We start from the raw sequence: 19,958 nt of genomic DNA on the forward strand, positions 1-19,958 counted from the left end.
AAATTCAAGCTTAACCTTGTTATAAAAAAAGAAAATCGGTTATGATTAACAAGTAAAATCTAAAAAAACACCTACCGCACAGACAACTGCTTGGGGAAGTACGTGCATCTGTGGTAGGTGTTTTCTTATGTAATACAATAGCTTTAAACTAAGCTACGTATGAGTAAAATTAAAATGCTCCTACCTAAGGACTTGGCATAAGATAGGAGCACCTCTTTTCTAAATCGAAAAGAGTCATAATATGAAAAGGTAACTCTATTGTAAATGAGGTACCTCTAAATTTCAACCGATTTTGCAAAAAATCAATAGCTCAATGTTTGACCAGAATAAATCAAGTTAGGATTTGCTAATCCGTTTAATGCAGCTAAGGTTTGATAAGTCGTACCAAGCTTAGCTGCAATACTTGATAAATTATCACCGTATTGAACTGTGTAAATGTTGCTTACTACTGATCCATTTACTTTCAAAATTTGGCCAGGGTAAATAAGATTTGGATTTGTCAATCCATTTAATGCAGCCAATCTTTGATAGTTTGTTCCGTATTGATAAGCAATGCTTGATAATGTTTCGCCGTATTGTACCACATGAGTCGCTTCTGGTTGTTTATCAGGAACAGTTGCCGCATCTGGCAATAATTCAATATTGCCTTTGCTGATCCATGACAAGATACCTTCAAGCAATACTCTGCTTTCAGTTACTTCTTGTACTTTATAGCTGTTTCCTTTTACCCATTGCGGAATAGCTTCGCCAGTTGCCCAAGCATCAACACTAAATTTCACTTTAACAGTGTCGCCCACTTTAACATCGGAACTTGGCGTATTTTCTACTTCTTTACCTTCCTCAATAGCTGGTGTGTTTGTTGCTGGTTGGTTATTCTTTGTATAACCATTATCAGTAATACCTGTTAAATCAACGTTACCATCTAGCCCTCCTGCAACGTAGGTTGACGTGAACTGAAAAATACCGATATTTTCAAATGAAGGAAAATAATTGTAATTTGGATAAGGTGTCACTTCATAATCTGGATATTCTGCCATCCATAATTGATACTTCTTTGCAATTCGTGATAAATCATAAGATGAAGTAAGATACCCTTTGTATCCGTAAAGCATCGGTGTATATCCAGCCTCTTTGATATAGTCTAACGCCCATAGCGTTACATCCGTCGATTGAACGCCGTCTTCCGCATCTAAGGCGACAATTGATCCCTTTGGTGTTTGAACTTTAGGTAAAAAGTAATCTAATACTTGCTTTGCATTTTCGTAGGTAAGGACGTTTTGCCACCATACATACGTATGCGCTCGTTTACCTTGAGCAATCGTACTAGCTACTTGACTAGAATAAGTAACTTGATCATAAATCCCATAGTTGTTTTGCCCACCAATTTGTGAAATTGAGAATTTATCATGTGCATAACCAAATGTTGCTTGATACCCATTCCAAATAGACAAATCAACGCCTTGGTCTCCTTTTGCAGCAAATGTGCTAATTGGTGATACAAAAAATAAGACTACCAGTAACGTTGCCAATAGTTTCTTTTTCATTTATTTATCTCCTTTCCTATCTGATAATCCAGGTGTTGTGGGATCTGTCACAATACCTAGAATAGTTAGCACAACAAATAATGCATTAACAACATCTAACAGTTGCTTATTAATCATTTCAATTTGAAATTTATATCCAAAAGGAACTGCTACTACTTGAATTAATAATAGAACTGCTGGAATAATCGAAAGCCAAAATTGTTTGTTCTTTATTCTTGATTTCCAATTAATCATTTTTATTTCCTCCAATCCCTCTAAAGAGGGTTTTATTTTGCTCTTCCAATCGGCTAATGCGTATTTCATGGTTATTTAAACGTTCAACAGCTTCCTTTAGTTCTTTCATGCTATCTTCTAATTGAGAAAAGACATGATAAAATTTCATTAATGCGAAAATAATTCCCCCTAAGAATGTAATCACTGCTAACCATTGTTCTACTGTTAAGTTCATCCTGCACCTACTTTCTACTTACAAGAAAAACCGCTTAGCTTTCGCTAAACGGTTCTCCACAAATTTTTGTATATTCTTCTTTTGTTAAGCAATTCATATTCACGTAATCTACTAAATCTTGTTTTGTATAACAATTCCAATCATACAACTGTTTAATATTATCGAAACCTGGAAAAGCATTCGTTTTCATCTTATTCCGCTCCTTTCGTAAGTTCAGCGACTTGTTTCATCAATTCGCCAGTCATTCTTTGTGTTTGTTGAATAACTTGATTCTGCTGAGAAACTTGCTTCATTAATTCCGCATTTTGCTTTTGTAAAAGTTCCAATTCCGTAGGTGGCGTTGGCTCTGGTTCTGGCACATTATCAGGATCGTATATTAAGCTTGTTCCGTCCCAGCGATAATTAAAAAAATCTGTTGGCTCTTTTTCTACTTCAAGTTCAATTTTATTCGGTTGTTCCATTGTGGAATATCCGTCTAAATAACCTTGAATATCATCAATCCAAATTTTCATGTTCTCTTTCCTCCTAGTATTCATAAATCGCACTTAACGCAAACATTTTACTGCCTGAACCAGCCGTATCACTAGAAGAGGCATTTAAGTCGTTTCCAGTAATTTTAGTATCCTTAATATATAAATATTTCCGTACTAAATTAGTATAGTATCCATGTAAAAGGAAAATAACTCCCCCAGAACCTGGATTCTGCGCATGCTGTTTAGGCACTAAGAAAAAGTGATAACACGCACCGTTCAAAGCTCCTTCTTTGGTATATTCTTGCCATTGTAAAATCCAACCATTCTCACACTGTGAAAGAGACTTAGAAGGTACTTGCCCATTTCCTGCAGCTCCGCCATACCATGCACCTGTCCACAACGGTTCTTTTTTGGTAATTTTTTGATATGCTTTGTCCGCATCTATTTTTTTTATATAAGATTCAAGCCCATCAATTGCGGCAGTATGTGTTTTAAGATAGACTGGTTTTCCTTTTTCTTTTAATTGAACAATATCTGTTGTCATTACACTTCCCCTACCTTTTCAAACGTAATTGCTGGCAATCCATCTAGCTTTGTTTTATCTTCTTTAGACATCAAGCCATTTTTTATTGAGGTTGCAACGTCTGTCGTTGTTGCATTTTGCCCTGCTGGACCTTGCGGACCAACGTCTCCTTTATCTCCTTTTGGACCTTGTGGACCTGGGTCTCCCTTTTCACCTTTCAATACTTCTGGTTTCCCTTCCACAGCATTCCAATGTGTTTGAGGAAATACCTGTGTTCCTCCTTGTTTTACTTTAACAATATCTGTCATTCAACTTCCCCTACTCTCTCAAACGTAATATCAGGTATTCTGTCAATGGCTTCTTGAACTTTTTGGTCAACATATTGTTGATTCACTCCGCCGCCATCGCCACCACCAGTTGCTGAAATAACACCATCTTCTGAAATAGAAATATTCGCTCCAGCAGTATAACCTTTCAACTCTTCCAGTTTCGATTTTAGTTCAGTGGTGAAATTTTGATCTGTTTGCTTTACCGCAGACAACGTTCCGTCTTCTGTAATTTCTAACAGTTGGCCAACCTTTATTCCGCCCAGTTCATCTGCGGTAGCGATTGGAAGAATGTACACGCCTCCCTCGCCATTTGACAACCGTTGAAACATTTCAGCAGTGATAATACCGTCTGTTTCTTCTGTCGCATAAGGAAGTTCTGTCAGTGCATTTTCTAAGCCTAGATCTGCTTTAGTGATAATTACTGCCCCAGTATATCCATTAACAGATAATACTTTTGATTGACCCGCAATAATTTTTTCTAATCCTCGAACAGCGGATGCATGTGTAATAGGATAAAACTGACGTTCCACGCCATTTTCATCGGTTTCCATCATTCGTTTTGCTTTAACCACTTATTTCACCCACTTTTTCAAACACATAAGCGTTCTGTTTTGTATCATCAACTGTTGCGATAACCAATGCCCCATCGATCGCAGGATAATCAACTGTTCCAACAATTTCTGTTTCATGATTCAGTGAAAAAGCATCATCTTGTAAAATAATCAAGTCACTTATTTCGCCATATTCTAACGTATATAAGCGTTTCTCTAATTTCTGATACAAATATTCCATATCTGCCAATAAACGTTCAGAAATTGAATTATGGCGCACTCCTTGAATGTCTACACGTGCATCCATTAGCTCGGCTAACATCGTACCGCCAGGATCAATCGTTTTTAAAATATCTTTGATTGATTCGAACCATGAAGTGAAATCTGTTTTTTGCGCATCTCGCCACGCTTCGAACTCTTCTTTTCTAGCATTCATCCAATCAGTAAAATCACCCTTATTTTCGTTGATAAAAGCGTTCATGTCCGCGATTAAATCTTCAATGGACTGCCAATAAGAACCCATTTCACCTTCTGTTTTCGAAGCAGCATTCACTACAAAGTAAGAAAAGTTTTGCGTTGCACCAATCAGGTTATCACCTTTATGAATACTGAAATATGCTTCTTGTCTGTGTAACGACTGCATAGAATATTCATCAAAGGTATACTGAATAATCCCTTTTTTGGCATTCACAATTTTTGCTGAACGTTGAATCGGATATTTATTATCAATAACCGATTCAAAAAAAACTTCGCAACCTGTTAAATCAAGTGGCCAAGCATTTTCAACTAGTATGGCTTCTAAGACTTCTGTGTTTCGATTTCCTTGTCGTACATTCTGAATCCCAATGTAATTGTAAGGTTCAGTTGTACTTAGCGTTGCTTGCCATTTAACCATTGAAAAATCCTCCTTTCGTTATTTTGGTGGAATAACAATCGATTGAATAGAATTAGCAAAATATAATCGGTCATATTTTGCGACAATTTGCCCTTGCTCGGCGTTCTGTTCTATGGTTTGGATACGTCCGTTATTTAAGCCGTAAATCACGCCCGTGTGACCATATGTTGGGTCTACTGTCCAACCTGTTCCCCATTGGCCACCTCGTCTAATATTGACGATTGCTCCTACCACTAAATCTTGATACGTTGGATTTTGGATTACTCGCCAACCTACCGCATTCCAATCATATGCTTCACCAATATCTGCAGCAGATGATGTATCACCAATTACATGTGAAAAGCCATAAATTGTTCCTGCACCTAAACCACAGCCGCCCATAAAACCAGAATATTCGGCTGGAACGGCATAACATTGCCCATTACCAAGCCATTTGCCCATTAAGGTCTCCAAATGTTCTATGCCAGCTTTTCCTGTTGCAGTAGAAGCTTTCAAATCTTTGAATTTGTCATACCATACTTGTGCATAGGTTTGTCTTTCTGGATGTGCTGCAGCTGGACGTTCAAAGTTTAATTCAAACGCATAAGCAGCTGTTTTAGGCGAGCTGACAACTTTAAATTCATCAACTGTTAATGGACTTACTTGTCCTAACCATTGCCCATTGAACATACACCAATTAATTAATTGAGCTTGGGCTAATGACGTCCTATAGTCTTGTTTGATACCTGCAGCTGCGATTAAGCGTTGTACATATTCTCGGCCATTCCAAGTTGGTGCACCTACCAATGGATATGCTGAACCGTCCCATTGAACCCATCCGTAAGCTGGACCGCCTATTTGTTCGGTATCTGGGTTCATACTTGGACCAACTTCTCCTTGTACATTTCCAAGGATACCTGCAGCAGCTGCTTTGCTGTATCCGTTAGCTAATAGGTAACTCCATAAGTCCCAAGCAAATTTATCTGCATCGCTTGTAACTTCTGATGGATAACCACCTGTTCCAGCTCCAGAACCGCCACCACCATTTTGACCAGGTATAACTTCTTTGCCGCCCACAATCAATCGATCAACTGTCAGAATTGCTTTACTTCCATTTGGACCAAAAAAGTTAAAATTATTTCCAACAAAAAACTGTGTAGGACCAGTAATTAAATGTCCTGTGCCTGATTGGTTAGACAAACCAATAATTTTTTGGGGATTATCTGCGACTAATAGTAATGAATTCCCATCAGAAACTACAGGATTTCCATTTTTATCTGCTAACCCTGGAAAAGGATTTCCCTTTGTTCCCATCGTGCCAACGTGACTATTACCATTCCAAAACTCCATCCCTTTTTTAGTTAATTCCATGATTTTTTTCTTATTATTCCAAGCTTGTAAAGTACCGTTTACCATACGTAAAATATCTCCACAGCTATTAAATGATGTTTCAAAAATATTAGATTTTATTTTGCCAGCTCCTATAAAGTCCGCATTCAATACTCCATTAATTCCCCACGCATTTTTAAATGGACCTTTCCAGCCAGTTCTTGAGAATCCAATTCCTTTGTTATTAATTGCAATCACATCTTTTGCAGTATCCGTGGATTCCGTATCTAAGTAATAATGGGTATTAGGTCGATTTTTAGGATATTGAAGTATACTTCCACCTTCAACACCGTTAATCAAATTAGTAATATAATCTACAAAATCACTCATATACTCTTTTTTTGTCAATGTTTTTATAGCTTCTTGAAAGTCTTGGCTTTGCTGTTTATAAAAAGCAACTTGGATATCTCCCGCAGTGATTTTTATTGTTTTTTCTGCTAAAGCATCATAGACAATTCCTGTAACTTTCGTTTGAATGTCAATATCATAAAGCTTGTGGTATACAGTGAATGTATCGAATAAATTATAGTTACGCATCTTAGCAAATTCTTTTGCTTCTTCTGAATCTGTAAGTTTCTCAATTTCTAATTCAATAGAAACTTTAGGCTTATCACTTCCTGGATATAATGTAGTGAAGTATTTACTTGCCACTTTATTTAAGCTAGCTATATCTTTTACTCCTTGATCTTCAGTAAACTGAATGTATTGAGCGTAAACATCAGGATACTTACTGATATATTCGCTTTTAACTGCATTTCCATAAATCCGTTGAGAAGTTCCGTCTGCTCCACTTTGAAGCTCTGCAAATGGCAAAACTTTAGTAACAATTGATTGCCAATCAAATTTAATGGTTAATCCTTTTAAATCTTTACCATAACGAACAGTTCCAACGTTATCTCGTCCTCTACGCCTTAGCAAAGATAATTTAAAAGGCTCTCGTTTTATTTCTCCGCCCCAGTATTGAAGTAGAGAACCTTGTTCCCCTGCAATACAATTCAATACATTTCTAGCTTCAAATGTAGTGCTAGAAGCTGTATTTATATCAGAATATAGTTTGATATCACAAGGTTCGTCCATGTTCTGTTCGATTAATTTCATTGCTTCTGCACCATTACGATTATCAACTGTTACTAGCCTCACTTGTCTGTTTCCTAGCTTATAAGTACGAGATTGGGCATAAATAACAATGCTATTAGTAAAAGTATCTTTAAACGTTTGTTTGATCTCAAAAATGTGGTATTCTTCTAAGTCATTTGGCTTTGCTTTAATTTGATAGCCATTTTCGAAATAATCACTAAATCTGCTAATCGCTGGATAGTCCATTTCTAGTTCATATTTTCCGTTTGCTTCTTCAGTGATTTCGCAACGTGTCGCATCAACAAGACGTCCTAATCCATTTGTTGAAAAATCTTTTTCTCCAGGTTTAAAAATAACTGGAATCAAACCTTTCGCCTCCAATTCGGCTGAACCTTAAACTCTGTTACTTTACCAGTCCAGCGAAAATTATTCTCTCCACATTTTAAAATCGGATAATCTTTAAAAAGTGTTTTATGATCCAAGATTTCAAATGCTCCACCTGATTTTCTATAAGCTTCTTGTTTTTCTGAATCTATAATGATGTCACCGTTAATTGCTTTTAATGAATATGATTGATTATTGATAAAAAAAGAAATATCCCCAGACCCCAAAATCTGAATAATGGGTTCTGAAGGATATTTTTCTGTATTGATTAACTGATTAGGATTACTTATCCAATATTGGCCAATACGATTTTTCTTAAAAGGTCGGATACTTACAGTAAATTCAAAAGGAATTAAAACCCCGCTTTTTCTTGTTCCTGTAAATTTTGGTGGACTCGTTACAATCGCCTGATAAATATAATGCTCATCAAAATAGACAATAAAATCAGAATAGTTTCCCATATCGAGCCAAAAGGAAATTTCATCTTCTAAAAAAGAAACTTCTTGTAAAGTATTTGCTTTCGCATAGCATGTAATGGTACGTTCTACATTTTTATAATATGCAAAATCAACGGCTATTGAATCATTACCCATTCGCTCCCTAAGCTCTACCACACGTCCTGCAGAAAGTCGTTCAGGTCTTTCTCTCATAAATACATTGAATTCAGAACTATGTTTTCCATTAAGAAAAAACTGTCCTCTTTTAAATTCCACCAAAAGCACCCCCCGTTGCATCACTATCTCTATTTTTAACAATTTGAATATACTTAACAAGGTCTTTAGCCATATCCATTAATTGTTTTTCATTTAATTTTCCCATAGCTTGTATATTGATATTGAAAGTATCACCGCCAATATTAGTCGTAGCATTACCTTTATTTTTAGCTAAGCTTTCTGTTTGAGCTCCTTGTTGGTTGATATATCTGCCAGTAGTAGAAAAATTTGGTAACTCTGTTGGTAAATCAGTCATTTTTTTCACTGATTTGTCAAGCGTTCCTTTTTCTTGGTCAATACCAGCTACAACACCTAATACAATATTTTTACCAATCATATCCCGCATCCATCTTGAAGGTGAATGAATGCCTAAAGCACCTTTGATTTTTTCTTTAATATTACCAGCAACTTCTTTAATTTTTTTATTCACAGCACCAATCATTGAACCAATACCGTTAACTAATCCTTGGATAATATTTTTACCAATTTCAAATAAATCGATATGGCGCATATCATTAAAGGTTTGCTTCACATTTTCAACTGTATCACTAACGCTTCTTTTAAGATTATTCCACGCATTTTTAGCACCTTGTACCAAATTGTTGAAAATATTAACTGTTCCCTGTTTTAAGTTTTCCCAACCGTTAATGATGCCGTCTTTTATACCTGTCACAAGATCAACAATCCACTGTTTAAAATTATTCCAGGTATCTTTTGACCATTGAACAGTTGCGTTAAATGTATCAACTGTGCCTTGTTTTAAGCTATTCCAACCATCAATTACACCATTTTTAATGTTTTCTACTGTTTCAAAGAACCAAGTTTTCAAACTTTCCCATATTCTAATTGCTTCAAATTTAATATTTATCCACGTTTCGATGATAGAATATTTAATTTCAATCCAAACGTTGATTGCTCCATATTTAATGTCAATCCAGAGTAAGGTGAAAAATAACTTCACATCAATCCAAATCTTTTTAATTGTCAACATCAATCCATTGAAAATAGAAGTGACTGAATAGGAAATAGCTGTAACAGTGTTATAAAAGATATTTTTAATCCCGAACCAAATAGTCTGAGCAGCTTCAGCAATATTATCCCAAACGGCAATCATGTTTTCTTTTGCCTCTTCCCATCCACCTGTGATCATTGATGTAATGAAAAGAATTGGAGCTAATAGAACATTTTTTAGAATGGTGACGACATTTTCAGCGATCATTTTGACATTTTCAATGTTCGCTTTCATAGCGTTAACAACCATTTTAAACGCATTTTTGATTCCTGTTACATATGGACCAATATATTTCCAAACAAAATCAAATGCTGTTGTGAAAACATCTGATATTGATTTTCCAACACCCTTAAACCAATCTTTCACATTATCAAAGCCATTTTTAAAACTTTCTCCAACACTTTTAGCACTGTCAGCAGCACTTTGTTTAATATTTTCCCATGTATTTTTTGAGCCTTCTTTTGTTGAATTCCAAAGTCCACTGAAAAATTCCTTGGTACCGTTCCACTTATTTTTAACCCAGTCGGCTGCATTTCCAGGTGCTTCTTTCATCCATGTGCCAGCATTCGAAAAAGCCTCTTTTGTGCCATCCCACATGTTGCTGAAAAATTCCATTGTGGAATTCCAGGCTTTTACAACTACATCAGCAGCGCTTGAGATGACCTCCTGTATATTTTTCCAAATGTTTTTGACAGCATCTCTAAAGCCTTCATTAGTTTTCCATAGATAAATAAACGCTGTGACTAACCCTACTACAGCAGTTAAGATTGCGACAAAAGGATTTGATAGCATTGTCTTATTTAAAATTGCTTGAGCTATCGAAAGTGCTTCTGTACCTTCCCTCCAAGCTTTAAATGCTGCATTCACTTTATTCACAAGCATCAACGTTCCAATGCTGCCAGCTAAACCTGCAAGCAATGGTGCATAAGGTTTTAACGTATCATACAATGTTTTGGCTGTTTTTATCATTGGCGGAATCATCTCGGCAAATTTAGATAAAGCTGCTTCCATTTTTGCCCCTTTGTCAGCAATGATTTCACTTATACTTCCAAAACCCGCACTTTTTAAACCTTCGTCAATTTTAGTTACAACGTTGGCCACACCACGGACGATTGCAGTCTTCATGTTAGCTAAACCTGTTTTAATACCAGCGGTAGAATCTTTAGCAATCTGTTCTAATGATTTAAGACCGCCACCGCCTTCTTTATTTAATTTGATTAAAGCATCTTGGAATTCTTCAACTGAAATTGAGCCATCGGAAAGACCTTCTTTCATCTGACCAGCTGTTAATCCCATTTGTTTCGCCAAAGCATTCAACGCTGGACCCAAACCACTGTTAATCATTGAGTTCCAAGTTTGCGCATCTACTTTACCATTAGAAAATGACTGTGAAAGCTGAATAATAGCATTTTCTACCATTTCAGCAGAACCACCAAAACCGAGGATACCGTTATTTAAAGCTGCGAAAATCTGTTCTGACTTCCCTAAATCATTTGTTGATGAAGCGATTAATTGAACACCTTTAATAGCGCTATCTAACGGCGTAGGCAGCCCTTGGATACTTTTCTTTAAGCTATCCATTGTTTTAGATGTTTCACCAGCTGAAAAGCCCATATTTTCAAACACACGATTTGCGTTATTTAACGTATCTACACGATTAATGGCCCCGTCGATGTTGCTGGTAATCAATCCAATACCTTTAGAGATAATTTTAGTTGCTCCGCTAGCTAAAAAGTTACCAACAAAAGACGTCCATATGCTCCCAAGAGATCGGCCGCCTTTTTGTCCTGTTCTATCAACTTCAACATCAAAGCCTTGTAACTTTTTTACTGCTGAATTTAATCCTTGTGAAAAGCCAGATTCATCCAGTATCATTTTTAAGACTAAGTCTTCATTGTTCAAAAAGTACCCCCTCCCTCTTAGAACATAGTATTTTCATCAAGATATTTGATATTTTCAAATTCGTCTACAGCATCTTTAAATGCATAAATTTTCAAAAGCTCGTTTAAATCTGTGTTTTCGATCTCATTTAAAGTCCACCCATTCTCAAGAAGCGAACTTTTTAGTTCTGCTTCTCGATATTGTGGCGTGTACTTAAAATGAGGATGATATAAAAGTTCCGTTACTTTTTTTTCTGTTCAGAATAAATTGCATCATAACCAGAAGTAACAGAACCTAACAATTGAGCTGTAATTTTCAATAATTCACGAGCATCCATACCGTCAATATATTCTTGTCCAGTAAACTGTTTTTCAAAAATAACGTCAGCAATAAAGTCATAGCATTCTCTTAAAATAGGACGAATTGCTTCCATATCATTTGTTTTTGTTGCTTCTTCTAACCTGATTTGTAAATCCGTACCTGTATCCATGACTGAACCTGGTAAAAATTCTGCCGACATGAATTGTTTTGTAGTATATTTGCTTCCATCTTTAATCATTAATTTAATTTTTTGTTGAAATTTACTTGCCATTTTAATTCCTCCATATAAAATAGGACGACAAGGTCGTCCTAAACTGTTATTTTTAATCTGCTGTTGTTACATTTAATGTACATTTTGCGGTAAAGTTACCATCTTCTGTTGTGACTACGATTTCCGTTGTCCCTTCTCCTACAGCAGTAACCTTCCCTTGAATTGGTGTTACAGTTCCAATAGCCTCACTTTCTGAACGGAACTGATATTTTTTATTTGAGGCGTTATCTGGTGTAATTGTCGGTGTTAAGGTTGCTGTTTGGCCAACTTTTAAATTTAACTCTGTTTGGTCTAAAGTTACACCAGTAACAGCAGTAGTATTTTCTTTACGTGGATCCATTACCTCAGTAAACCAGTTTTTAATCATCTCTAAGTCGACACCTTCATCGTCTTCATCCACGGAATACATATAACCCAACCCTGGAACATCAACGAAAGACCCCGTCCATTCTGGATGAGTATAAGATACTGAACTTCCTTCTAATGTAGATGTTTCATCAGATGTTAAAGCAAATTTTCCTTTATAGAAGATCGTATAGCGATATTTACCGTTCGATTTTCGGCGACGGTAAGCAAATGCTCCATCTGATGCAATATCATCCGCAGACCGCAATACGCCACCCTTTAATTTTTTTCCCCCTGTAATTTCAGCTAAAACTTCATTTTGGTAGCCGTTTGTTTCTAAAGTAACTTCTGCACCACCAAATGCAACATACTGATCTTGAACTACACTATCGCCATAGTCAGGCGTTGTTTCTGTTGTAACATCTGGTTTGATACTGACAGCAGTACCGATTGTAATTGGCGTTCCGTAAACTGGAAAAGCGCCCGTTTCGTCTTTTAGTGGGAACCACGTTGGCTTCTCTACAGAAATGACACTTACATTTTTCATTTTTGCCATCTATTTTTCACTCCATTCAATTAATTGTGGGAACGCAACATTAAAATTGATATGTTGAATTCCGTCTGTTTTAAACGTTTGATAATCTTCTGGAAACAATTCATTTCCGTCCAAATTCAACACATTAAAAAAAGCCCCACAGCTTTCTGTTAGGCTTGTTACTAATTGTTTATCTTTCTTACTATCAACCAGTGCAATATCAACATTGTATGCTTTATTTTGAACGTTTTGACCTACATTATCAGTCAGACTCTCTTCAAGACTTAACACAAAATAAAACGGTTCTGACGATTGCATTACATCATCAAGATAGATAGGCGCATTCGAGAACTGTTTTATTGTGTCAGTAAGCATTTTTAAAATTTTATCGTACATATCTAACCTTTCTTAACAATGATAATCGCCATTTGTTTAAATCGTTTCGGAATATATGTTGCATTAGCTAATTTATTAGATTTTTGCAACATAAATCTGCCTTTAACAAATCCGCCATTTTTTGTTCGGTGGCCATCGTTTACATATCTAAAGTATTTTTCATTATTAATCAATGCTCCCACGATACGACCACTAGACAACTTTCTAGCTTTAATGATTCGATAGCCTCGTCTTAAATCACCCGATTTAATTGGTGTCATAGGTACAATTAACTGATAAATTTTAGCTAACGAATCATTCACCATTGCAGCACCTTCTTTTTCAGCAATGGGTGTCATTTTCTTTAAATTTGCAATAACTTTATCAGCATTTGATTTCATTCTAAGATCGCTTTTACTCATCAATTGAACTTCCTGATAGCACTACTTCTATATGGCTTGGATAATAAAAAGGTTTTTTTGAAAATAACACATGTTTTTGACCTGTACCTTGAGTAATAGTTATTCTATCTCCTTTTTTAACTTTTATATTAGGTTCTAAAAAAAGTTTTTGTTCTTCATAAGAGATATTAAACGCTTCTTTGTTTTCTATTACAGGTAAGTTCCCCATACTTCCTTGAGAGAAAGCACAGGGTAACTTGCCAACATGAATTGGAAAATAAACTTGTTCAGTAATCCCACTTTCCGTATTTTCAATATCGCTCATTCTCTCAATAACACAGGTATCAAAATAAGTAGCTGCTAAAATTTCTGCTTCATTCAATAGAAAAACACCCCGCTATCACAGCCTAAAATACGTTTAATAGCACTGCTATAGTTCTTCATGAGTGATTGTATGTCTTTTGATTCAACTACATAACTAATTGATGTATCACCACGTTTTACACTAGCTACAGACTTATCTATTTCGTTTTTTAAAGCTTTGTAGATAACCTCAATTATAAGTTGTTCAAACTCGTCCCAAGCAATATCAATTTTGCAAGTATTGTAAGAATTGATTTCAAAGATAACAAGGTTTAAAACAGACAAAATCCTATCTTCAGAAGCGTTAGGTAGCATCAATTGAATTTTCTCAACGATTTCTTCTTTTTTTTCATCAACCATAAAGCATCATTACCTAAACTTTAAAAGTATCTGCAGCACGTTCTAATATCTCAATAGCTTCTTTGTCATCTTCTGAAACTACAAATTCATTATTTTCGTTTGCTGTGATAAATTTTTTTGTTTTAGGATGCATAAAGCCCACAAAGTTTTTCTTGTCAAGCACACGATAGGTTACTTCTTTTTTTGCTGTTGCCATTTTTAATTTCCTCCTTCGTTATTATATTTTAGGCTTTCAAGTTCAAGATTGCTCCAGAATTAGAAGCTTTGTATTCAATTGAATACTCACCAACTAATCCAATCCGTCTTGAATCTGTTGTTTTTGCTAATTCTTCCGCACGCCATTCACGTAGTGGACGTAATTTTACATAATTAGTATCAATAGCTGCGATTGTTCCATTAGGTAAATTAGGTTCAATTAACGCAATTCCTGAGCCGTAATTTGAGACAATATTTCCAAGTTGCAATCCAAAAGTAAGTTTATCGCCAAATTGCACAATTTTTGTTGATTTTTCATCCAACTGATCAGTCATTAATTCTTGCATATCAGGTGCTACTAAACATAATTTTTCGCCCATGTATCCTTTTTGGAACATTGTTTTAAATAAGGCATCAATATCTTTTCTTGTTACTGCCCCCGCAGCTGCTGTTTCGACTTTATTCGTTGAGCTAATCAAATTTAAAATTCCGTTCATCTGACGACCTTTAGAACCAGATTCATCAGCCTTTACACCAACAATCAATTTACGATTTAAGTCAATTTTCATTTCTGTAGCACGAAGAGCTACTTGGCTATTCAATTCATTTCCTACACCATCTACATTAATAGCATCTAATGTGCCAGATACAGAAGTTGATTTTCTGAAAATTTCAGTATAGTTGTTAAACCATGTACGATCAGATTCCGCATCTGCGTATTCTCCGCCTTCTAATTGAGCAGATGAATCATCATTATTCATGCCGTATTCTCGCCATTTAATCTCAGTTGACTTGGCAGCTTCAACTTTGCCTGCGCCTAACAAATAGCTTAAAAATGGTGTATTTGGAACTTGTAATGCATTAACTTCCTGTGAAATATCTAAATACTCAAGATTATTTAATGAACTTTTTTTCATTTGTAGTTTCCTCCTAATCGATAAATGCTTGTAATTTTTGTCCTAATGCTGCCTCTGGATTTTCAAACGATTTTGTTTGATTACCAGTTACCATGTTGGTTTGTTGCGATTTATTACCAAAAGCTTTAGTCATTTCTACATTTTTAATAGCTTCTGCATGCTTATCATTTATTGCTTCCAAAAGCTCTGTAAAACCTTCTACAGCCTTCTTAGTAAATTCAGTATCTGAACTAACAAGATTATTTAACATAAATTGAGAAATAGAATCTTTCAAATCTCCATCCCAATCTAAGCCAGCAATTTTTTCTGCAACAAAAGCCTTATTATCACTAGTCACACGTAATGCCTTTTCAGCTTCAAATTCAGCCTGTAATTCTTCTAATTTAATTTGTTCAGGAGTTTTATTTTTCTTAGATTCTTCATACTCCTTAATTGTTGTTTCCTTAATTTTTTCAAGATTATTTTGTTTCCAAGCTTCTAATTGTTTATCTGCAGCTGATTGTGACTGTGATTGTACAAATTTTTGTGCTTCTTCATTTGATTCTACAAATGCCTTAAAATCATCGAAAGTGAAGTCTGTAGCACCTTCTCCTTCAGCAAACATTTGTAAATCCATTGGTAATAGGTTTGGTTTCATTTTTTTCTCCTTTCGCCCCACGATTCGACTAATCGCCCCGCATTGCTTTAGATTTATTTATTGCGCCCCACCATTCAATTAAGCCCAGCATTGCGCTAGTTTAACGTCATTTCGGACAAAATAAAAAGCCTAACTTTCGTCAGACTTTAATTGCTTTTCTTCTCTTAGTAAATGCTCTTCATAATCTGCATCTAAGTAATCATAGGGATCCATCTAATCACTTCCAATTCTTATGGACCAGTTCAGCACCTAACATTTGATAATCAGTGACAGCATCTTTTACATTTTGCAGAGTCCTAGACACAATCGAAATAGTTAATTTACTTTTTCTACCTGGTATAGAATACAAAATATCGACATGGCAATAATTACCACTCCAAACTGATTCAAGCCCATCTTTAACGATATTACCGTTGCCGTCTCTTAAAGTGTGCTTGGTCAAATATCTTTCGTTTTCTTGTTCAAAAACTTTTTTATAGGCTTTTTCTGTACCATTGGTAACTTCTAGATTCAACACTGCTTCAAATAATCCTTTCATAACCTCACCTCCAAATTTAAGCATAAAAATAGCACTCAAAGTTATCCTTTAAGTGCTTAGTATCTTATTTTTTAGAGTTAGCAATTATTGTTTCCTTAAGAACTCTCTTATCCTCGTTAGTTATTCCATTGAAATAAAATTCAGAAACATTATCGAAATGAACATACCCTAAATTGTCTTCTTCTAGTCGATTGAACATATATTCAAAATTTTCTAAAGTTTGTTCAGAATAGTCACCGTTTAGACTACCAAAAGAAAATTCCAAATGTTGCATTAGTATCTTCATTTCTTCACCCCTAACATTGTCCTATTTAAAATGTTATATATAGCACCTTTTTGAATACCATCATACCCACTTATAAGCGCATATATATCTTTCTGAGTATCCATTAAAAAGTTTTTCGATAATAAAAAAGCATAATATTTTGCATCTTCTCCAAAATTATCTGCTATTTTTCTAAAAGCTTCTCTTTCTTTCAAAAAGATAGAATCATCAAGTAAATTTATTTTTTCAAGCAAGTATGCCGTTATCAATTGGCCGTTATTGCCATTATTTGCATATTCTTGTGCTTTAAATTTGGCACTAGTAAAATAACTCCCTCGTCCATTTGCAGAAGACCTAGCTCCTGAAATATCGAAATGGCTTCTTAAAAATCTATCAATTTGATCTTGCGATGTGTCATCACCATACTTAAAATCTACAATACCTCTATAGACTGGTATTAAATCGTCTACATCGGTTACCTTTTGAGGCAAACCGTCAAATCCGTTATTTTTCAATAAATATCTGATAAATTTTGATTTTTCATCGGTATAGGGATTATTTTTATCTGCAAATTTTTTATCTTCAAACAACTTTATCACGTCAATACCTGTTTCATTTTTATAATTACTAATGACATCTTTCGTTCTATTAATTATATCATTAATTCTTTCTGTGTCGCCAATATTTTCTTCTGTTAGTTTAGAAAGACTAAATCTATTGGCTATTGTAGTTGATTTCGGATGATTTAATTTAATGCCCCACTGCTTACTTGCAAATTCATCTAATAAATCACCAAACATCTCTTCATACAATTTATCTATGTCATCACTAATTTCAGGAACCATTGGTATTTCAGTACAACGGCAACGTCCATGATACGGTGGGTGCCAATCATCTTTAATCTCTTTTCCATGACGTCTACCACAAATAGAACAAACACGTTCATCTTCTGCCGACCAGCTTTGTGTTTGCTTAATACCTACATCCTTTAGCGATTTTCTTACACCTTCTACCGCAAAATGTGAATATTCTGTTCTGACAAGATTTTCAATCGATCGATTAAACTTTCCTTGTTCCAATTTAAACATGCCGCTAACAACACCATCGTTTTTCATCGTTCTAAGAGCTTCTAAAACACCTTCGCCACTTGCTAAAGAATTAATAATAGAATTACTTAGACGTTGCTCTAAACTTGAAATATTGCCCCACAAGCGAGATGAAAAAGTTTTGCCGCTCCATGGATAATTCAGAATGTTTTCCAGCTCTTTTTTTGATAAACCAGGTGCTGAACCGCCTAATAATTGCATCAACGTATTAGAATTAGAATTGTAGATTCGTTTTGTAATGTTCTCTAAGTCGTTATTAAATTTACCGTTAACATCACTGGATATTGCTTCACCTGCAAGAGTAGAAAAGATGTCTGCTCGTAACTGTAACAAGCGATTAACTTTCGCATAGTCAAAGGATGGAAAATATTCATCAATAAACTGCTTATAAGCTTCGTCAGACTCCATCAACTTTTCATAGTTCTTCTCAATATACTTACGGTACTTCTCTTGGTCTCGTTTGCTAAAGTCTTCTAGCATTTCACTTTGAGTGATATCGTGTAAATCAGCTTGTGACAACAGCTGTCTTTGAATTTTAACTAAAGCACGTTCGAAAACAGATTCTAGCTCATTAAGAGTTTTCTTTTCCAGTTTCAAACGTGCTTTATCTTCTAATCCACGACGTTTTTCCCAATAACGTTCACTAGCCGTTGTTTTCTTCTTCGTCATTACCTGCACCACCTAGTTCATCATATTCACCGCTAGGATAATCTTGACCTTGTTCTAAATTCATCAAGTCCATTTCATAATCTGGGTCTTTAACAAATGGAATCTGATTAATAATTGTTCGTTTGGATACAAACGGTGAAAGTTTAGGCAATGCATCAGCAAGATAACCGATGTCTGTTGGCAAGCTACGACTGAATGTGAATACAATTTTTGACACATCAACATCTAATTTATCCCTAAATTTAATAAAGGCAGACATCGTCTCAGCTGCCTCTTTCAATCCTTCTTTAAAATACTGTTCTTTAGTATTTGTTTTAGCTTCTAGTGCAATAATTTGCCATTTGCGAGCTTCGCCAGAGCTATTAGACTTAAATACTTCATCATTGAAATCAATTGACTTAGTTACCGTGTAATAAAGCTTTTTCAGCTTATCAAGATGATACTCGTTGAAATCTTTATTAATGTCTTTCGTTACATACCCAACCTTAGCTTGTGGATCAGGCAAATTAATAATACCTAATTGTTCCATCATTCTTTGTGCTTCTTTTTCATCTAATCGTGAGCCACTAATGGCCATATAAGCAAGTTTAAACTGTTCAACTTCGTTTTGTTGGTCTGATAAGCTTCTATCAAATGCATCAGAAAGTTCTTCCGCCACTTCAAAATCGCAATAACGATTCGTGTTATTTTTAAATTCTGATAGGTAAAACGTTTCTAGCGGATTTTCTACTTCCTCAATCAATTTAAATGTTCCAGATGCACTGACTAAATTAGATTCAACATATCTGCTATATATACATATTCTTTTTTTAGTAATGACTTTCATTTCTTCGAAAAATTTTTTTTGATGTGTGTCGTATTTTTCACGAATAAAGATATCTGCATTTTCGTATTTTTCAGCTTTCCATGGTTCGATATTGCTCGCCCATAATTGCCAACCTTCCACGGTTTCAACAGGTTCTAACAAACGAAAAGCAACACCACAAGCTCCTTGAAACCGAGCTGTATCAGAATCAAGCATGGCAAACCGCATATCGTTTACTAACTCTGTTAATCTGTCGAATTCTTCAGGAGTTTTTGTCTCATTTCTGACATTCCCTGAAAACAAGTCTTTTACCTTTGAACCCATTTTTTGCAATATAGATTTGCGTTGTTCGGTAATATCATAATCCCACTTAATTGGAATGCCTGTGAAATGGTCAGCTGCTTGGTCGATAATAGTATTGTATAAACCAGCATGAAGTTTATTATTCACTTTTATAATCTCTGTGTTTGGTTTAGGTCTTCTATCGATCTCATTTTGTTCGCTTGTATAGGCTTTGTACTTACGCTCTCTATCATCAAAAAATGGCTTCATTTCAGTAATAAAATCATTAGGATCGAAAACTTCTTCATTAATTTGTGTAGAATATTTTGTTCGCACTCTTTTATACCGCTTCAAACTTAAATTGTTTTGAAACAT

25 protein-coding genes are annotated in these 19,958 nt (G+C 35.2%); all 25 read right to left on the bottom strand.

Annotation, left to right across the window (positions count from 1 at the left end; genetic code table 11):
• Window positions 1–302: 302 nt before the first annotated feature.
• The gene (locus tag PYW42_RS08600; protein WP_002370962.1) at window positions 303–1,544 is read right to left on the bottom strand and encodes a LysM peptidoglycan-binding domain-containing protein; all 1,242 of its coding nucleotides are present in this window, start codon (window positions 1,542–1,544) and stop codon (window positions 303–305) included.
• Window positions 1,545–1,778, bottom strand: a complete 234-nt coding sequence (locus PYW42_RS08605) for a phage holin (RefSeq protein ID WP_002384371.1) — start codon at window positions 1,776–1,778, stop codon at window positions 1,545–1,547. It lies immediately after the preceding gene.
• Window positions 1,771–1,992, bottom strand: a complete 222-nt coding sequence (locus PYW42_RS08610; RefSeq protein ID WP_002364191.1) for a hypothetical protein — start codon at window positions 1,990–1,992, stop codon at window positions 1,771–1,773. Before PYW42_RS08610 ends, PYW42_RS08605 begins: the two co-directional genes overlap by 8 nt.
• 34 nt (window positions 1,993–2,026) lie before the next feature.
• Window positions 2,027–2,182, bottom strand: a complete 156-nt coding sequence (locus tag PYW42_RS08615) for an XkdX family protein (RefSeq protein ID WP_002364192.1) — start codon at window positions 2,180–2,182, stop codon at window positions 2,027–2,029.
• Between the two features lies 1 nt (window position 2,183).
• Complete coding sequence (locus PYW42_RS08620; RefSeq protein ID WP_002389262.1) at window positions 2,184–2,504, bottom strand: hypothetical protein; 321 nt, start codon at window positions 2,502–2,504, stop codon at window positions 2,184–2,186.
• A 13-nt stretch (window positions 2,505–2,517) separates the two neighbouring features.
• A complete protein-coding gene (locus PYW42_RS08625; protein ID WP_002364194.1) occupies window positions 2,518–3,009 on the bottom strand; it encodes a hypothetical protein in 492 nt (163 codons plus the stop codon).
• Window positions 3,009–3,296 carry a collagen-like protein gene (locus tag PYW42_RS08630; protein ID WP_002357046.1) on the bottom strand — a complete coding sequence of 96 codons (288 nt, stop codon included), beginning with the start codon at window positions 3,294–3,296 and terminating at the stop codon, window positions 3,009–3,011. The genes PYW42_RS08625 and PYW42_RS08630 overlap by 1 nt, the downstream gene beginning before the upstream one ends.
• Complete coding sequence (locus tag PYW42_RS08635) at window positions 3,293–3,889, bottom strand: hypothetical protein (RefSeq protein WP_002357045.1); 597 nt, start codon at window positions 3,887–3,889, stop codon at window positions 3,293–3,295. Before PYW42_RS08635 ends, PYW42_RS08630 begins: the two co-directional genes overlap by 4 nt.
• Window positions 3,882–4,763: a phage baseplate upper protein gene (locus PYW42_RS08640; RefSeq protein WP_002357044.1), complete on the bottom strand. Its 882-nt coding sequence runs from the start codon at window positions 4,761–4,763 to the stop codon at window positions 3,882–3,884. Before PYW42_RS08640 ends, PYW42_RS08635 begins: the two co-directional genes overlap by 8 nt.
• An 18-nt stretch (window positions 4,764–4,781) precedes the next feature.
• On the bottom strand, window positions 4,782–7,589 hold the full coding sequence (locus PYW42_RS08645) for a phage tail spike protein (protein WP_002384367.1): 2,808 nt from the start codon (window positions 7,587–7,589) through the stop codon (window positions 4,782–4,784).
• Complete coding sequence (locus tag PYW42_RS08650; RefSeq protein WP_002357042.1) at window positions 7,571–8,305, bottom strand: hypothetical protein; 735 nt, start codon at window positions 8,303–8,305, stop codon at window positions 7,571–7,573. The genes PYW42_RS08645 and PYW42_RS08650 overlap by 19 nt, the downstream gene beginning before the upstream one ends.
• Window positions 8,295–11,192: a tape measure protein gene (locus PYW42_RS08655; protein ID WP_002393612.1), complete on the bottom strand. Its 2,898-nt coding sequence runs from the start codon at window positions 11,190–11,192 to the stop codon at window positions 8,295–8,297. Before PYW42_RS08655 ends, PYW42_RS08650 begins: the two co-directional genes overlap by 11 nt.
• A 247-nt stretch (window positions 11,193–11,439) precedes the next feature.
• Window positions 11,440–11,790 carry a phage tail assembly chaperone G gene (gpG, locus tag PYW42_RS08660; RefSeq protein ID WP_002370959.1) on the bottom strand — a complete coding sequence of 117 codons (351 nt, stop codon included), beginning with the start codon at window positions 11,788–11,790 and terminating at the stop codon, window positions 11,440–11,442.
• 52 nt (window positions 11,791–11,842) lie between these two features.
• On the bottom strand, window positions 11,843–12,691 hold the full coding sequence (locus tag PYW42_RS08665; RefSeq protein ID WP_002384363.1) for a major tail protein: 849 nt from the start codon (window positions 12,689–12,691) through the stop codon (window positions 11,843–11,845).
• A complete protein-coding gene (locus PYW42_RS08670) occupies window positions 12,692–13,066 on the bottom strand; it encodes a phage tail terminator family protein (RefSeq protein ID WP_002357037.1) in 375 nt (124 codons plus the stop codon).
• Between the two features lie 2 nt (window positions 13,067–13,068).
• Window positions 13,069–13,467 carry an HK97 gp10 family phage protein gene (locus PYW42_RS08675; protein WP_002357036.1) on the bottom strand — a complete coding sequence of 133 codons (399 nt, stop codon included), beginning with the start codon at window positions 13,465–13,467 and terminating at the stop codon, window positions 13,069–13,071.
• Window positions 13,460–13,828: a hypothetical protein gene (locus PYW42_RS08680; RefSeq protein ID WP_002357034.1), complete on the bottom strand. Its 369-nt coding sequence runs from the start codon at window positions 13,826–13,828 to the stop codon at window positions 13,460–13,462. Before PYW42_RS08680 ends, PYW42_RS08675 begins: the two co-directional genes overlap by 8 nt.
• The gene (locus tag PYW42_RS08685; protein ID WP_002357033.1) at window positions 13,825–14,169 is read right to left on the bottom strand and encodes a hypothetical protein; all 345 of its coding nucleotides are present in this window, start codon (window positions 14,167–14,169) and stop codon (window positions 13,825–13,827) included. Before PYW42_RS08685 ends, PYW42_RS08680 begins: the two co-directional genes overlap by 4 nt.
• A 13-nt stretch (window positions 14,170–14,182) precedes the next feature.
• Window positions 14,183–14,365 (bottom strand): hypothetical protein, encoded by a 183-nt coding sequence (locus PYW42_RS08690; RefSeq protein ID WP_002357032.1) that lies wholly within the window; start codon window positions 14,363–14,365, stop codon window positions 14,183–14,185.
• Between the two features lie 28 nt (window positions 14,366–14,393).
• A complete protein-coding gene (locus tag PYW42_RS08695; protein ID WP_002357030.1) occupies window positions 14,394–15,281 on the bottom strand; it encodes a DUF5309 domain-containing protein in 888 nt (295 codons plus the stop codon).
• Window positions 15,282–15,294: 13 nt separating this feature from the next.
• The gene (locus tag PYW42_RS08700) at window positions 15,295–15,918 is read right to left on the bottom strand and encodes a capsid assembly scaffolding protein Gp46 family protein (RefSeq protein WP_002389133.1); all 624 of its coding nucleotides are present in this window, start codon (window positions 15,916–15,918) and stop codon (window positions 15,295–15,297) included.
• Window positions 15,919–16,135: 217 nt separating this feature from the next.
• Window positions 16,136–16,456 carry a hypothetical protein gene (locus PYW42_RS08705; RefSeq protein WP_002389265.1) on the bottom strand — a complete coding sequence of 107 codons (321 nt, stop codon included), beginning with the start codon at window positions 16,454–16,456 and terminating at the stop codon, window positions 16,136–16,138.
• A gap of 64 nt (window positions 16,457–16,520) precedes the next feature.
• A complete protein-coding gene (locus tag PYW42_RS08710; RefSeq protein ID WP_002357027.1) occupies window positions 16,521–16,742 on the bottom strand; it encodes a hypothetical protein in 222 nt (73 codons plus the stop codon).
• A complete protein-coding gene (locus tag PYW42_RS08715) occupies window positions 16,739–18,496 on the bottom strand; it encodes a head protein (protein WP_002384360.1) in 1,758 nt (585 codons plus the stop codon). Before PYW42_RS08715 ends, PYW42_RS08710 begins: the two co-directional genes overlap by 4 nt.
• Window positions 18,471–19,958: a phage portal protein gene (locus tag PYW42_RS08720; RefSeq protein ID WP_002384358.1), complete on the bottom strand. Its 1,488-nt coding sequence runs from the start codon at window positions 19,956–19,958 to the stop codon at window positions 18,471–18,473. Before PYW42_RS08720 ends, PYW42_RS08715 begins: the two co-directional genes overlap by 26 nt.

Origin of the sequence: Enterococcus faecalis (genome assembly GCF_029024925.1) — a bacterium.
Classification (GTDB): domain Bacteria; phylum Bacillota; class Bacilli; order Lactobacillales; family Enterococcaceae; genus Enterococcus; species Enterococcus faecalis.